We start from the raw sequence: 14,028 nt of genomic DNA on the forward strand, positions 1-14,028 counted from the left end.
AGGCAGGACCCGGCCAAGTCAGCACCCGGCAGTCTCAGCCCCGTAGCCGGCGCAGCGCGGCCTTGCCCGGCGGCTCGCCGGTCGGCGCGGGCACCGAATCGGGGTCCACCGTGGCCGCGACCACCCGATCCTCAGCTCCGGCGAGCAGCTGGGCGTCCACCGGCACGGACTGCTTGAGCAGCGCCAGCCCGATCGGCCCCAGCTCGTGGTGCATCACCACGCTGCCCAGCCTGCCGACCACCCGGCCGTCCAGCTGCACCGGATCGCCGGTCTCGGGCACCGCGTCCGCGGACCCGTCCAGGTGCAGCAGCACCATCCGGCGTGGCGGGCGGCCCAGGTTGTGCACCCGGGCCACGGTCTCCTGACCGCGGTAGCAGCCCTTGTCCAGGTGCACCGCCACCCCGATCCAGTTGACCTCCTGCGGGATGGTCCGGTTGTCGGTGTCCTGGCCCAGCCGCGGCCGCAGCGCCTCCACCCGCAGGGCCTCATAGGCCAGGGTGCCGGTGGGGCGGGCGCCCGCGTCGGCCAGCCGCTGGAACCAGGTGATCAGCTCGGCGTGCGGGACCAGCAGGTCCACCACGTCCAGGGTGGGCCAGGGCATCCGGCGGACGAACCCGCCGCCGGGCAGTTCGGACAGGCCGTAGGCGACGTCCGGGACCTCGGCGCCGGCCTTGGCCAGCACCTCGGCCGTGTCCGGGCCGAGCACGGTGAGCAGCGCGAACTCCGCGCTGACGTCCTTCGGCTCGACCTTGCTCCAGAAGACCATCTTGGTCAGGTAGGACAGCAGCGCGGGCGCGGTCTCCGCCTCGGTGTCCAGGTAGATCGTCTCGCCGTGGTGGGCGACCAGCATGTGGTGCTCCACCCGGCCCTGCGCGTCCAGCACCAGCGCCTCGCCGCCGGTGCCGGGGGCCAGCTGGTGGAAGTGCTGGGAGGTCAGCGAGTGCAGCCAGTCCAGCCGGTCCGCACCGGGCACCGCGATGATCACCCGGTGCGAGCGGTCCACCACGGCCGCGCGCCGGGCCGCGGTGCGGGCCTCGGCAGGCGGGTCACCGAAGTGCCAGGGCACGCCCAGGTCCGGTGAACCCTCCGGCGCGGGGATCGCGCCCGGCCTGCCCAGCAACGGTGAACTCACGATGTCTCCCTCGACTCTTTCGCACCACACTGCCCGCACACCCCGGAAAGTGCGAGGTGGCTCGGGTCCAGGCGGAAGTTCTTGGCCGCCCGCAACGCCTCGCCCAGGTCCGCCAGCGCCTCGCAGGGGACCTCGTCCACCTGGCCGCAACGGTGGCACACCAGGTGGACGTGCTCGTGCTCGTCCAGGGAGTAGACCGGCGCGCCGTGGCCGAGGTGGGTGTGCCGGACCACGCCGAGCCGCTCCAGCAGTTCCAACGTCCGGTAGACCGTGGTTATGTTCACCGTGGGTGTGATCCGCCGCACATGCGCGCAGATCTGCTCGGGGGTGGCGTGCGCCAGCGCGATGATCGCGTCCAGCACCAGCTGGCGTTGCGGGGTCATCCGCAGCCCACGTTCGTGCAAGGTCCGGCGAAGCTGCTCCGGCGCGGTGTCCACACCCGTGATCCTAGGCGTTCCTCGCAGGTCTACGCTTGGACAACATGCGCGTGCTGGCCTTGCTGGACGGAACAATCCTCGACCCGGAAGCCCCGCTGCTGCGTGCCGATGATCTAGGCGTGCTCCGCGGTGACGGTGTCTTCGAGACCGTGCTCGTGGTGGACGGCAAACCCCGCGAACTGGGGCCGCACCTGGATCGGCTGGCGCGGTCGGCGCACATGCTGGACCTGCCCGAGCCGGATTCGGCCGAGTGGGAGCACTGCGCCAAGGCCGTCATCGACGTCTGGGACTGGGCGGCCAGCCCGGAGATGGCGCTCAAGCTGGTCTACAGCCGCGGCCCCGAGTTCGGCGAGGGCCAGACCGCCTACGCGATGGGCCTGCAGATCGGCGCCGGTGTGGTGCGCCGCCGCCAGGACGGCGTGTCCGCGCTGACCCTGGCCCGCGGGTTCGAACCGGCCGAGGCCGAGCGCTCGCCGTGGCTGCTGCTGGGCGCGAAGTCGCTGTCCTACGCGGTGAACATGGCCGCCATCCGCTACGCCGAGGCCAACGGGGTGGACGAGGTGATCTTCACCGCGGCCGACGGCAGCGTGCTGGAGGGCCCGACCGCGAACGTGGTGGTGGCCAACGGCCGCACCCTGCGCACCACCCCGCCGGTGATCGGCATCCTGCCCGGCACCACCCAGGCCGCGCTGTTCCGCGCCGCGGAGAAGGTCGGCTGGGAGACCAGGATCGAGCCGATCCAGGCCGAGGAGCTGACCAGCGCGGACGGCCTCTGGTTCCTTTCCAGCGTGCGCCGGGTCACCCAGATCCGGACGCTGAACGGGCAGCCGGTGGCGGCCAGCGCGGACCTGCACGCCGAACTCAGCGAGCTGTACGAATCCAACTACCGGGACTGAGCCTGGAAGCGCACCCGGTCACCGGGTGCGAGCAGTGCGGGCGGGTCGCGGTCGACGTCGAACAGCGTCGCCGCGGTCCGCCCGATCAGCCGCCACCCGCCGGGCGAGGCACGTGGATAGGCTCCGGTGTACTCCCCTGCCAGGCCGACCGACCCGGCGGGCACCCGCTCCCGCGGTGAGTCCAGCCGGGGCTGGCGCAGTGCTTCGGGCAGTCCGGTGAGGTAGCCGAACCCGGGCGCGAACCCGCAGAAGGCCACCGTGTACGTCGCGCCGGTGTGCAGCTCGATCACCTCGGCGGCGCTCAGCCCCGCGGTGCGGGCCACCAGGTCCAGGTCGGGGCCGTCGTAGACCACCGGCAGCAGGACATCGCGGCCCAGCACCGGCGGTTCGCGCTCACCCAGTGACTCCAGCACGGCCCGGACGCTGTCCAGCCCGGAGCCCGGCCGCACCTCGACCAGCACGGTCCGCGCGGCGGGCACCAGGTCGACGACCTCCGGCAGCCCGGCGGCCCGCAGTGTGGCGTGCACCGCCTGCACCGCGGCCGCCGAGTCCAGCTCGACCAGCAGGGCGTGCGCCCCGCAGGGCAGCAGCCGCACTAGGTCGTGTCCCGTGGATCCAGTGCGTGAGCGCCGGAGTCCAGGTCGTTCCTGGCGGTGCCGCAGGGGCGACCTCGTACCGGGTTGTACGTGGTTGTCCCGGCGGTGCCGCCAGGGGCGGGCTGGGCCCGGCGATCGTGTGCGGGATCCACGGGACGCGGCCTAGCCAGCGATGCGGATCAGCCGGGCCGACAGGTGGGGCTGCATTTCCTCGCCGACCATGGCGCGCTCGTCCACGTAGGCCAGGTCGCCGCCGTCGACGATGCCGTAGAGCCGCTGGCTGGCGGTGACCTCTTTGGCGCCGACGGTGCGCACGATGGCGTCCGTGGCGATCTCCCAGGAGGTCTGGTTGCGCGGCTTGCCGTAGTACATCTCCATGATCCCGGTCGCGTGCGCGAGCAGGACCTCGATGGTGTCGTCGGCCTGCACCCGCCACCAGCCCACCTCGCGGGCCGCCGGACGCAGCACGCTGCCGTCGGCGTTGAGCAGCCAGGAGCGGGACTCGTAGTACAGGAACGGCCTGCCGTCGTGCGCGAAGGTGATCTGCTGCCCGAAGCGGTACGGCCCGCCTTCCAGGGAGCTGTAGGCCACCTCGCCCTCGCCGCGCCAGACCCCGACCAGGGGCAGCAGGGCGAGCAGCTGGTCGTGCAGGTTCGGGCCGAGCCGCAGGTTCGCGGTGTCGGCGGCCACCGGCAGATCGTCGAACTGCGGCAGGTTGCGGTCACGGGTGGCCGCGGCGCGCGCTTCGGCGGCCTGGATCGCCGCGTCACCGCTGCCGGGCTGGGGCGTGGTCGGTTCCGTCATGGGTCAGCGCTGGTCGGAGTACAGCCGGTACACCACGTACACGGCGAACCAGGTGATCACCAGGCAGGCCGCCACGAGCAGGCCGGTGAAGAAGATTTCCACAACGACGCAGCATAACGGCCGGGGCGACCGGACACCTGCCCCGCCACCCCGGCCGTGATGAGCGTTATAGGTCAGCAGCCCCAGTTGCCCCGCACCGAGACCACGGTGCTCAGCGCGTGCCAGGTCTTTGCCCCCACGATGCCGCTGTCGTTGATGCCGGCCTGCCGCTGGAACTCCTTGACCACGGCGGCCAGCGGCGCGTCGTAGACGCCGTTCGCCCCGCCCGGCACCTCGGCGTCGGTGATCCGCATGAGGTGGTCCTGCAGCTGGAGCACGGCATCCGGGTTGCGCTCGCCCGGGTTCAGCTGCGGCATGGTGGGCCAGAGGTTCTCGGTGCGGAACTTCGGCATAACGCCGACCAGCCGCTGCCAGGTCTTCGCGCCGACAATGCCGCTGTCGTTGATACCGTGTTTGCGCTGGAAGTCCTTGACCGCGGCCAGGGTGTTGTCCGCGTACAACCCGGTGCCGTTGAGGCCGTAACCGAGTTCGCGCAGCCGGAGCTGCATGCCCTTCACCTCAGCGCCGCGGTCACCCAGGTTGACCTGCGGCAACGTGGCCGCATAGGTCGAGGAGTCCTCCTGGCTGGAACAGGCCGAGGCTTGTGGTGTGGTGGTGGCAGAAGCAATCCCGATGGTGGTCAGCGCCAGCATTGCCAGAACCATTCCGCGTGCAGCCCACTTACGCATGACAATTCCCCCTGGGAAAGTTTCGATTCTTGTCGCCAGGCCATTCCCTGGCGTCCTCACCTCCTTGACACGCTTGGCTCGCAAAACCGGTTGCCGTGTTTCTGGATAAAAAAAGTGGTCCCGATCACCCCTATTCCGGGGCAACCGGGACCACTGGTCGAACGTCGACTCAGGCCACCGCGACCTCGAGGCTGTGCAGCCCCGGACCGTCCGCGTGCAGCTCGGCCTGGCCGGTGCCGGTGCGGTGCAGCGCCCGCACGGTCCAGTCGCCGGGTGCGGCGAAGAACCGGAAGTCGCCCTCGGCGGAGGAGACGACCTCGGCGGTGAACTCGCCGCCCGAGTCGAGCAGCCGCACGAACGCGCCGCCCACCGGCGACCCGTCGGCGGTGACCTTGCCGGTCACCACGATCTCCTTGCCCGCATCCACGCCCGCGGGCAGCGCGCTGCCCTGGACCGGAGCGCCGCAGCCGTCACTCATGTTGTCTCCCTTTACTTTCCGGCGCCGGTTTCGATCGGCACGCCGACCAGCGAGCCGTACTCGGTCCACGATCCGTCGTAGTTCTTCACATCGCCGTGGCCGAGCAGCTCGCGCAGCACGAACCAGGTGTGCGAGCTGCGCTCGCCGATGCGGCAGTAGGCGATGGTGGACTTGCCGCCGTCCAGGCCGGCCTCGCCGTAGATCTCGGTCAGCTCGGCGTCGGACCGGAAGGTGCCGTCCTCGTTGGCCGCCTTGCTCCACGGCACGTTGATCGCGCTGGGGATGTGCCCGCCGCGCTGCGCCTGCTCCTGCGGGAGGTGCGCGGGCGCGAGCAGCTTGCCGGAGAACTCGTCAGGGGAGCGCACGTCGACCAGGTTCTTGGCGCTGATCGCGGCCACGACCTCGTCCCGGAAGGCCCGGATGGACAGGTCCTGCTCCTGCGCCTTGTACTCGGTGGCCGCGCGGCTCACCGGGTCCTTGGTCAGCGGGCGGCCGTCCAGCTCCCACTTCTTGCGGCCGCCGTCGAGCAGCTTGACGTTGTGGTGCCCGTAGAGCTTGAAGTACCAGTAGGCGTAGGCGGCGAACCAGTTGTTGTTGCCGCCGTAGAGGATGACCGTGTCGTCGTTGCCGATGCCCTTGGCGGACAGCAGCTTCTCGAAGCCCTCGCGGTCGACGAAGTCCCGCCGGACCTGGTCCTGCAGCTCGGTCTTCCAGTCGATCCGGACCGCCCCGGGGATGTGACCTCCCTCGTAGGCGGTGGTGTCCTCGTCCACCTCGGCGAACACGACGCCGGCGGCGTCGAGGTTCTCTTCGACCCACGCGGCCGATACCAGGACGTTCTCGCGGCTCATCTGACGCGGCTCCTCTTGTCTACTTCTGTCTACTGTGGACGATCAGGTGCTCTTGGCCGGGGCGAACCGGCGGATGACCAGGTACATCTCGCAGCCCAGGCACAGCCCGAACGCGGCGTTGAGCAGCGCGGCCACCAGCGCGGCCGAGGTCGCCACCACTCCGAGCGTGGTCAGCCCGGAGGCGTACCCGATCGTGCCGACCAGCGCGAAGACGAACCCGACACCCTGGGCGAAACGCAGCGGCTCAGGGGCCTCGCGCTCGCTGGTGGGCTTGAGCCTCGGCCGGATGGCCGTGCGGAAGAGCTGGCCGTAGGGGTTGAGGCGCAGCCCGATGAACGCGCACATCGCGAAGATGACGGTCTGCGCGGCCAGCAGCTGCCAGACCCCGGTGAGCAGCACGATGACCAGCACCAGACTGGTCATCCACGCGGTGAAGCGCGGGCCTCGGGGGTCTACGGGAACATCGCCGGGCATGGGGGGACCTCCTGACGGTGGGACACGGAATGGGTCCGTCAGTGGCGGTTATCGGCACATCCGCGCGTCAGGCGCAGCGGGCAAGCCAGATCAAGCCGCCGAAGTCAGCCGAGCCGACACAGGCTGCTGTCCACGCGGCAGTTGTCCACCGCGCGACGTTGAGTAAGCAGCACGTACACGACGGCGAGGTTACTCGCGGAGCCCGCCCTGCGGGAGGGGCGTCCACTGGATGGGACCAAGGGCCGGTCCACGGGGCCGCGCCCGCGATAGCCGCGCCGAGGCGGCCCCTGGCAGCACGGCCGGACCACCCGAATACGCCCGGTATGAGGGCGGCCCGGCCGCACCACCAGGAACCACCTCCATCACGACTCTCGCAGACGCGACCCCGCGGACAGGCCCTAGTCGAGCAACGGGCGCAACGCGTTGAGCAGCTCATCCCGCTTCGGCAGTCCCGAGATGCGGAACAACTCCCGCTCCTTGGCGTCCACCACCAGCGTGGTGGGCGTGCGCATGATCTTGAGCCGTTCGGCCAGTTCCGGCCGTTCGGTGACGTCCAGTTCCACGTGGTGCAGCCGCGGCTCCTGCCGGACCACGTCGCCGAGCAGCACCTTGGTGTGCCGGCAGGGCGCGCAGAAAGTGGTGGACAGCTGCACCAGGGTGATCGCCGGGGCGGCCGCCAACACGGTCCGGATTTCTTCAGGCAACTGCTCGATCGGCACCGCGGCGCGCACCTTCCCGTTCCGCCAGCGGTACAGCAGACCCAGCGCGCCGGTCAGCACCAGCACGCCCAGGACCACCCACACCTGCGTCACTGACCACCCCGGTTCGGCACCGCGCCGCCGCCGAGCTGCACGTTCTTCGCGCTGCCCTCCACGACCAGCGCGCCATGCTCGGCCCGCACGCCGGTGGGCACCACGGTGAACGGCAGGCCGCCAGGGTCGATCCGGGTGCTGAAGGCCCGCCGGATCAGCCGGTCCACCGCGGGCGGCAGCGCCACCTCACCGGTCTCGTTGCTCACCCGCAGCCGCTTCGGGCTGACCTCGATCTGGTTGTCCACCAGGGAGAGCACCCCGACCACGGTCACCTGGGTGCGGGTGCCCGCGATGTCGGTGCTGCCGGTCAGCTTCACCGGCGCGGTCTTCTCATCCACCACCTGCGGCTTGCCGGTGGGCACGATCGGATCGCCGTTGGGCTTGCGCTCCAGCAGCTCGTCCAGGTTGGCCGGCTCGATCTTGAGGTCGGCCACGTTGATCAGCTTGCCCACCTCGGCGGCCAGCAGTTTCACCCGGCCGGTGACCTCGTCGATGGTCACGTTCTGGGCCGAGCCGGAGAGCAGCTCGGACAGGGGCGCGCGCACGTGCCGCAGGGTCGCCTCGACCTCCACGTTGCGCAGCTCGGCCACCGGCACCCCGCTCGCCTTGACCTCGACCTCGCGGTAGTCCCCGGCCAGCGCCTGGTAGAGGAACGGGAAGCCGTTGATCCGCACCGCCGGGTCGTCGGCCAGCTTGAGCTGGGCGCGCAACCGGGTGGAGACCTGGTACTCCGCGGCCGCGGCGGCGCCGAAATCACCGGCGACCAGCAGACCGATGAGCACGACCAGGACGATGGCTAGCTTCTTCACACGGACCCGTTCCGAAAGTCGGAGGCAGTTACCTCAAAGACGAGGGTAGCGACCCCGAGGTTGCCCCCAGCCACTCCCGGATCCGGTCCACCAGTCCAGGCGTCAACGCGGACTCGGCGTGCCCCATGCCCTCTTCCAGCCACAACTCGGCGCCCGGCCCGCAGGCCCGGTGCATCGCGGTGACATCGGCCACCGGGAAGTAGTTGTCCGCGGTGCCGTGCACGAACAGCAGCGGCGTCGGCGCGATCCGCGGCGCCAGCTCGATCGGCGAGGCGGGCGCCTGCGTCCACCTCGGCCCCAGCCGGACGCCCAGCATCAGCAGCCCGAACGCCGGACCGCCCGGCAGCTCCAGCAGCTGATTGACCCGGCGCATCTTGGGGGTCTCGCGCACCCACCAGCGCGCGGGCGGGCTGACCGCCACCACCGCGTCCGGTTTGGCCGCGCCCTCGGCCAGCGCCGCCTGCCGCAACACCACCGACCCGCCAAGGGAACATCCCAGTGTGGTCACGGTCGGATGGCCAAGGCCGCGCAGGAACTCCACCCCGGCGGCCACGTCGAACTGCTCGTCCAGACCCACCGAGGACCGCCCGCCGGAGCGTCCGTGGCCACGCAGGTCCAGGCCGAGAACGGTGTGCCGCAAGGCCAATCGGCGTAACAACCGACGAACATCGGGGCGGCCGGTGTGCTTGGTGAAACCGTGCGCGACGACCACCGCGGTCGGGTTCACCGAGGGGGTCCGCGGGCCGAGCAGTAACCCGTTCAGCCGCACCTTGTCCGAGGTCAGCAGTGTGACACCGGTTTCGTGGCCTGTTGTCACGAGTGCCATGCCGAGTATTCTCCCGTTCATCCAGCGGCAATGGCGCCGAAGCCTGACTACCTCGCGCGACCGGGGCGACCCGGTGAGCGTGGAAAGGAGGCGGCGCCATGACCAGCGTGGACCTGCTTCTGCTGACCACGGACCGCGACCCGGAGTCCGTGCTCCCGGCCCTCTCGCTGCTGCCGCACCAGGTGCGCCCGCTGGTGCCCGATGTCTCCGCGCTGCTGGAGGCCGGCCCGCATGACGCGGTGCTGGTCGACGCGCGCACCGACCTGGTCGGCGCCCGCAGCCTCTGTCGCCTGCTGACCAGCAGCGGCATCGACGTCCCGGTGATCGCCGTGGTCAACGAGGGCGGCCTGGTCGGGGTCAGCGCCGACTGGGGCATCGACGAGATCCTGCTGCCCGCCGCAGGCCCTGCCGAGGTGGACGCCCGGCTGCGCCTGGTCCGTTCCCGGCGCGCCGCCGCGCACCGCGGCAACGACGGCGCGCTGGTGCTCGGCGAGCTGGTCATCGACGACACCACCTACACCGCCCGGCTGCGCGGCCGCCCGCTGGAACTCACCTACAAGGAGTTCGAGCTGCTCAAGTACCTGGCCCAGCACGCGGGCCGGGTGTTCACCAGGGCGCAGCTGCTGCAGGAGGTCTGGGGCTACGACTTCTTCGGCGGCACCCGCACGGTGGACGTGCACGTGCGACGGCTGCGCGCCAAGCTCGGCCTGGAGCACGAGACCCTGATCGGCACCGTGCGCAACGTGGGCTACAAGTTCGTCCGCCCGCCGCGGGCCGGCGCGAGCCGGGTCGAGCTGGGCCAGGACGAGCCCGCCCCGGACTACGTGTCCTCCTGATCACCAGCGGCTGCCTGCCCGCGTTTGGTGGCACTACGGTGAAGCCGTGGTGCAGATGACGTGGGCAGGCCAGCTGACCCCTGACGAAGCACAAGCCGTCCGCTCCCTGGTGGCCGCGGCCGCCGAGGCCGACGGCCGCGCGCCGGTGGGCGAGCACGTGCTGATGACCCTCCAGCAACATGCTCGATCCTGCGAGCAGATCTCGGCAGAACACCTGCTCGCGCGCCAGGTCGATGGCGAGCTGGGCGGTTACGTCAACCTGGACCGCGACAACGAGGGCCGCTACGTGGCCGAACTCGCCGTGCACCCCGAACACCGCCGCCGCGGCCTGGGCACCGAGCTGGTCACCCAGCTGCTCCAGCGCGCCGGCGAGCACGACCTGCGCATCTGGGCGCACGGCGACCACCCCGGCGGCCAGGCCATCGGCGCCCGCCTCGGCTTCACCCGCGCCCGCGACCTGTGGCGGATGAAGATGGCCTTCACCGGCGACCTGCCCCAGCGCGCGCTGCCCGACGGACTGAGCCTGCGGGCCTTCGTGCCAGGTCAGGACGAGGCCGCCGTGGTCGAGGTCAACAACAAGGCGTTCTCCTGGCACCCGGAACAGGGCGGCTGGACCACCGCGGACATCGAGCTGCGCGAGGCCGAGTCCTGGTTCGACCCGGCGGGCTTCTTCCTGGCCGTCCGGGACGGCCGGGTCGTGGGCTTCCACTGGACCAAGGTGCACGCGGCGCGCCCGGACACCGGAAACCAACCGATCGGGGAGGTCTACGTAGTCGGCGTGGACCCGGACGCCCAGGGCGGCGGCCTCGGCTCGGTGCTCACCCTGGCCGGCCTGCGCCACCTGCGCGAACGCGGTCTGCCCGCGGTGATGCTGTACGTGGAGTCGGACAACACCACCGCGATCCGGGTTTACGAGAAGCTCGGCTTTACCCACTGGGACAGCGATGTGCAGTACGCGCGGTCACGCTGACCGGAACTCCGCCAGATGACGGTGGGGTCACGGAGTGCAAACGTGCTGGTCGCACCCGGGTCACGGGTTCACACCAATGGGGTGTGAATGGTCACTGAAGGTGGCTTGTTCACCCTCCGTTCATCTTCTGACGGCCGCCTGTCCACCCTCGGTCCCTAACGTCCCGGTTTGCAGGGCGGGTGCCGCCGCCCGTCCACGTTCTGGAGGACTCAGGTGAAGATCAAGCAGCACGCTGCCGTGCTCGGATTGGTGGCCGCGGGCGCGCTTCTGCTCTCGGCGTGTGGCTCGGACAACAACGCCCCCGGCAACACCGGCGGCTCCACCAGCTCCGCGGCCGGTTCGATCGCCTGCGCCGGCAAGAAGTCGGTGAACGGCGACGGCTCGTCCGCCCAGGGCAACGCCATGACCGAGTTCACCGCCTCCTACGTCGAGGCGTGCAAGGACTTCAACGTCGCCTACAACGTCTCCTCCTCCGGCGACGGCATCAAGAACTTCCTCGCCAAGCAGGTCGACTTCGCCGGCTCCGACTCGCCGCTGAAGGCCGACGAGATCACCAAGGCCACCGAGCGCTGCGCCGGGTCCGCCCCGCTGCACCTGCCGCTGGTCTTCGGCCCGGTCGCGATCGCCTACAACCTGCCCGGCGTCGAGCTGACCCTGACCCCGGACCTGGTCGCCAAGGTCTTCAGCGGCGTCATCAAGACCTGGAACGACCCGGCCATCATGGCCGCCAACCCCTCCGCCACCCTGCCGGCGAAGGCGATCGGCGTGGTCTTCCGCTCCGGTCAGTCGGGCACCACCGACAACTTCCAGAAGTACCTGGCCGCCGCGGCCCCGCAGTCCTGGACCAAGGGCGACGGCAAGGAGTTCAAGGGCGGCATCGGCGACGGCAAGGCCAAGTCGGCCGACGTGGCCAGCGCGGTGAAGGCCACCGAGGGCGGCATCACCTACGTCGAGGTCTCCTTCGCCAAGTCCAACAAGCTGGGCATCGCCAAGCTGGACTCCGGCGCCGGTGGCGTCGAGCTGACCGACGCCAGCGCGGGCAAGGCCATCGCCAACGCCAAGCTGCAGACCGCCACCACCCCCGGCGACCTGGTGCTCGACCTCAAGGCGCTCTACGCCGACAAGACCGCGGGCTCCTACCCGCTGGTGCTGGTCACCTACGAGATCGTCTGCGCCAAGAGCGCCGACGCGGACACCGCGGCCGCGCTGAAGAACTTCCTGACCGTGGCCTCCACCACCGGCCAGGACCGCCTGCCCAAGATCGGCTACGTGCCGCTGCCGGCGGAGTTCCGCACCAAGCTCACCGAGTCGATCAAGTCGATCTCCTGACCCACATCGTTCGGTCGGCGGCTCTGCCAAGCTGATCGCGACGCCATGAGCGACCCGATGCGGGCGGTCCCCAACCAGGACCGCCCGCATCGCCGGAACTACCGGAGGCACACATCTCCACCGTGACCACCGCGCCGAGCAAGCCGGTCCGACGTCCGGGTGACCGCATCTTCAGCGGCATCGCCAGCGGTACCGGCGTCTTCATCGTCGCGCTGATCGGCGCCATCGGGATCTTCCTGCTGTTGCAGGCCATTCCCTCGCTCCAGGCGAACAACGCGAACTTCCTGTTCTCCTACGCCTGGGACACCAACGACCTCAACAACCTGCGCTTCGGCATCCCGGACCTGCTCTGGGTGACCGTGGCCTCCTCCCTGCTGGCCCTGCTGCTGGCGATGCCGGTGTCCCTGGGCATCGCGCTGTTCCTCACCCAGTACGCCCCGCGCCGCCTGGCCCGGCCCTTCGCCTACGTGGTGGACCTGCTGGCCGCGGTGCCCTCGATCATCTTCGGTCTCTGGGGCATCCAGGTGCTCGCCCCGGTGCTGACCCCCTTCGCCGAGTGGCTCACCGCCAACCTCGGCTGGTTCCCGTTGTTCGCCAAGGGCAACGTGAACCCGGCGGGCGGCGGGCACATCTTCACCGCGGGCGTGGTGCTCGCGGTGATGATCCTGCCCACGGTCACCGGGGTCAGCCGCGAGGTCTTCGCCCGCACCCCCCGCGAGCACATCGAGGGCGCGCTGGCCCTCGGCGCGACCCGCTGGGAGGTCATCCAGACCACGGTGCTGCCCTTCGGCAAGGCCGGTTTCGTCAACGCTTCCATGCTCGGCCTTGGCCGCGCGCTTGGCGAGACGATGGCGCTGTACCTGATCCTGTCCACCACCGCGCAGCAGCCGTTCTTCAGCCTCTTCGACGGTGGTTCGACCTTCGCCTCCAAGATCGCCCTGGGCATCAGCGAGGCGGCGAGCAGCCCGCTGGCCGCGGGCGCCTACATCGCCGCGGGCCTGGTGCTGTTCGTGCTGACCTTCGCGGTCAACGCCACCGCGCGCTCGATCGTCGCCCGCAAGAAGGAGTACTCGTGACCACGGCGAGTGTCGACCTCGAACGCCCGGCGGCGCCGCCGGCCTTCCAACCGGTCAGCGGCGCCCGCAAGGCCAAGAACGTGGCGGCCACCGTGCTGGTGGGCCTGGCCTTCCTGATCGCGATCGTGCCGCTGGTCTGGGTGCTCTACACCACCCTGTCCCGCGGCCTGGGCCCGATCCTGTCCAGCACCTGGTGGACCCACTCGCTCTCCGGCCTGCGGCCCTACGACGAGGGTGGCGGCGCGTACCACGCGATCTTCGGCACCATCGTGCAAGGCCTGGTCACCGCGATCATGTCGGTGCCGATCGGCGTGATGGTGGGCATCTACCTGGTCGAGTACGGGGTGGGCAGCAAGCTCGGCAAGATCACCACGTTCATGGTGGACATCCTCACCGGTGTGCCCTCGATCGTGGCCGCGCTGTTCGTCTACTCGGTGTGGATCAGCATCTTCGGCTTCTCCCGCAGCTCCTTCGCGGTGACGCTGGCGCTGATGCTGCTCATGGTCCCGGTGGTCATCCGGGTCACCGAGGAGATGCTCAAGATCGTGCCGAACGAGCTGCGCGAGGCCTCCTACGCGCTGGGCATCCCCAAGTGGAAGACGATCGTCAAGGTGGTCATCCCGACCGCGATGTCCGGCATCGTGACCGGCGCGATGCTCGGCGTGGCCAGGGTGATGGGCGAGACCGCGCCCGCGCTGGTGCTGGTGGCCTACGCGCCCTTCATCAACTTCAACATCTTCGACGGCAACATGGCCAACCTGCCGCTGATGATGAACTCGGAGTTCGCCAACCCCGAGACCGCCGGTTTCGACCGGACCTGGGGCGCGGCGCTCACCCTGGTGATCGTGATCATGTTGTTCAACCTCGTAGCCTCGATCATCTCGCGGCTCTCGGCCATCAAGACCAAGTGAGCG

Annotated in this window: 17 protein-coding genes; 6 read left to right on the plus strand and 11 right to left on the minus strand. The window is 70.2% G+C overall.

Annotated features, from left to right (window positions below; all coding sequences use genetic code 11):
* Nucleotides 1-34: 34 nt before the first annotated feature.
* Nucleotides 35-1,132: a folate-binding protein YgfZ gene (locus MZC64_RS01640; RefSeq protein ID WP_247755309.1), complete on the minus strand. Its 1,098-nt coding sequence runs from the start codon at nucleotides 1,130-1,132 to the stop codon at nucleotides 35-37.
* Entirely contained in the window at nucleotides 1,129-1,569 is a 441-nt protein-coding gene (locus MZC64_RS01645) for a transcriptional repressor (RefSeq protein WP_247755310.1), read from the minus strand. The genes MZC64_RS01640 and MZC64_RS01645 overlap by 4 nt, the downstream gene beginning before the upstream one ends.
* A 44-nt stretch (nucleotides 1,570-1,613) precedes the next feature.
* Here MZC64_RS01645 and MZC64_RS01650 point away from each other — a divergent pair, with 44 nt between their 5' ends.
* Nucleotides 1,614-2,465 (plus strand): aminodeoxychorismate lyase, encoded by an 852-nt coding sequence (locus MZC64_RS01650; protein ID WP_247755311.1) that lies wholly within the window; start codon nucleotides 1,614-1,616, stop codon nucleotides 2,463-2,465.
* Here the strand turns inward: MZC64_RS01650 and pxpB are convergent.
* The 9 genes from pxpB to MZC64_RS01695 all read right to left on the minus strand — a co-directional run bounded on the left by pxpB (nucleotide 2,453) and on the right by MZC64_RS01695 (nucleotide 8,903).
* Nucleotides 2,453-3,061: a 5-oxoprolinase subunit PxpB gene (pxpB, locus tag MZC64_RS01655; RefSeq protein WP_247755312.1), complete on the minus strand. Its 609-nt coding sequence runs from the start codon at nucleotides 3,059-3,061 to the stop codon at nucleotides 2,453-2,455. The two genes, MZC64_RS01650 and pxpB, sit on opposite strands and share 13 nt — an antisense overlap.
* Nucleotides 3,062-3,223: 162 nt before the next feature.
* Nucleotides 3,224-3,865, minus strand: coding sequence for an FABP family protein (locus tag MZC64_RS01660; protein ID WP_247755313.1), 642 nt, complete (start codon nucleotides 3,863-3,865; stop codon nucleotides 3,224-3,226).
* Nucleotides 3,866-4,038: 173 nt separating this feature from the next.
* The gene (locus MZC64_RS01665) at nucleotides 4,039-4,617 is read right to left on the minus strand and encodes a peptidoglycan-binding protein (RefSeq protein ID WP_247755314.1); all 579 of its coding nucleotides are present in this window, start codon (nucleotides 4,615-4,617) and stop codon (nucleotides 4,039-4,041) included.
* Between the two features lie 205 nt (nucleotides 4,618-4,822).
* A complete protein-coding gene (locus MZC64_RS01670; RefSeq protein ID WP_185000742.1) occupies nucleotides 4,823-5,131 on the minus strand; it encodes a DUF1416 domain-containing protein in 309 nt (102 codons plus the stop codon).
* 11 nt (nucleotides 5,132-5,142) lie between these two features.
* Nucleotides 5,143-5,982, minus strand: coding sequence for a sulfurtransferase (locus MZC64_RS01675; protein ID WP_247755315.1), 840 nt, complete (start codon nucleotides 5,980-5,982; stop codon nucleotides 5,143-5,145).
* Between the two features lie 42 nt (nucleotides 5,983-6,024).
* Entirely contained in the window at nucleotides 6,025-6,456 is a 432-nt protein-coding gene (locus MZC64_RS01680) for a DUF4395 domain-containing protein (RefSeq protein WP_247755316.1), read from the minus strand.
* A gap of 398 nt (nucleotides 6,457-6,854) precedes the next feature.
* On the minus strand, nucleotides 6,855-7,268 hold the full coding sequence (locus MZC64_RS01685; RefSeq protein ID WP_247755317.1) for a thioredoxin family protein: 414 nt from the start codon (nucleotides 7,266-7,268) through the stop codon (nucleotides 6,855-6,857).
* Nucleotides 7,265-8,077: a DUF2993 domain-containing protein gene (locus MZC64_RS01690; RefSeq protein WP_247755318.1), complete on the minus strand. Its 813-nt coding sequence runs from the start codon at nucleotides 8,075-8,077 to the stop codon at nucleotides 7,265-7,267. Before MZC64_RS01690 ends, MZC64_RS01685 begins: the two co-directional genes overlap by 4 nt.
* 28 nt (nucleotides 8,078-8,105) lie before the next feature.
* On the minus strand, nucleotides 8,106-8,903 hold the full coding sequence (locus tag MZC64_RS01695) for an alpha/beta hydrolase (protein WP_247755319.1): 798 nt from the start codon (nucleotides 8,901-8,903) through the stop codon (nucleotides 8,106-8,108).
* Between the two features lie 98 nt (nucleotides 8,904-9,001).
* Here MZC64_RS01695 and MZC64_RS01700 point away from each other — a divergent pair, with 98 nt between their 5' ends.
* From MZC64_RS01700 to pstA, 5 genes are all read left to right on the plus strand, one after another.
* Nucleotides 9,002-9,739 (plus strand): response regulator transcription factor, encoded by a 738-nt coding sequence (locus MZC64_RS01700; protein ID WP_247755320.1) that lies wholly within the window; start codon nucleotides 9,002-9,004, stop codon nucleotides 9,737-9,739.
* Between the two features lie 55 nt (nucleotides 9,740-9,794).
* Nucleotides 9,795-10,709 carry a mycothiol synthase gene (mshD, locus tag MZC64_RS01705; RefSeq protein WP_247756197.1) on the plus strand — a complete coding sequence of 305 codons (915 nt, stop codon included), beginning with the start codon at nucleotides 9,795-9,797 and terminating at the stop codon, nucleotides 10,707-10,709.
* Between the two features lie 213 nt (nucleotides 10,710-10,922).
* Nucleotides 10,923-12,038 carry a phosphate ABC transporter substrate-binding protein PstS gene (pstS, locus tag MZC64_RS01710; protein ID WP_247755321.1) on the plus strand — a complete coding sequence of 372 codons (1,116 nt, stop codon included), beginning with the start codon at nucleotides 10,923-10,925 and terminating at the stop codon, nucleotides 12,036-12,038.
* Between the two features lie 122 nt (nucleotides 12,039-12,160).
* Complete coding sequence (gene pstC / locus MZC64_RS01715) at nucleotides 12,161-13,114, plus strand: phosphate ABC transporter permease subunit PstC (RefSeq protein ID WP_247755322.1); 954 nt, start codon at nucleotides 12,161-12,163, stop codon at nucleotides 13,112-13,114.
* Nucleotides 13,111-14,025, plus strand: coding sequence for a phosphate ABC transporter permease PstA (pstA, locus tag MZC64_RS01720; protein WP_247755323.1), 915 nt, complete (start codon nucleotides 13,111-13,113; stop codon nucleotides 14,023-14,025). The genes pstC and pstA overlap by 4 nt, the downstream gene beginning before the upstream one ends.
* Nucleotides 14,026-14,028 lie beyond the last annotated feature (3 nt).

Source organism: Crossiella sp. S99.2, assembly GCF_023094165.1.
GTDB lineage: Bacteria > Actinomycetota > Actinomycetes > Mycobacteriales > Pseudonocardiaceae > Crossiella.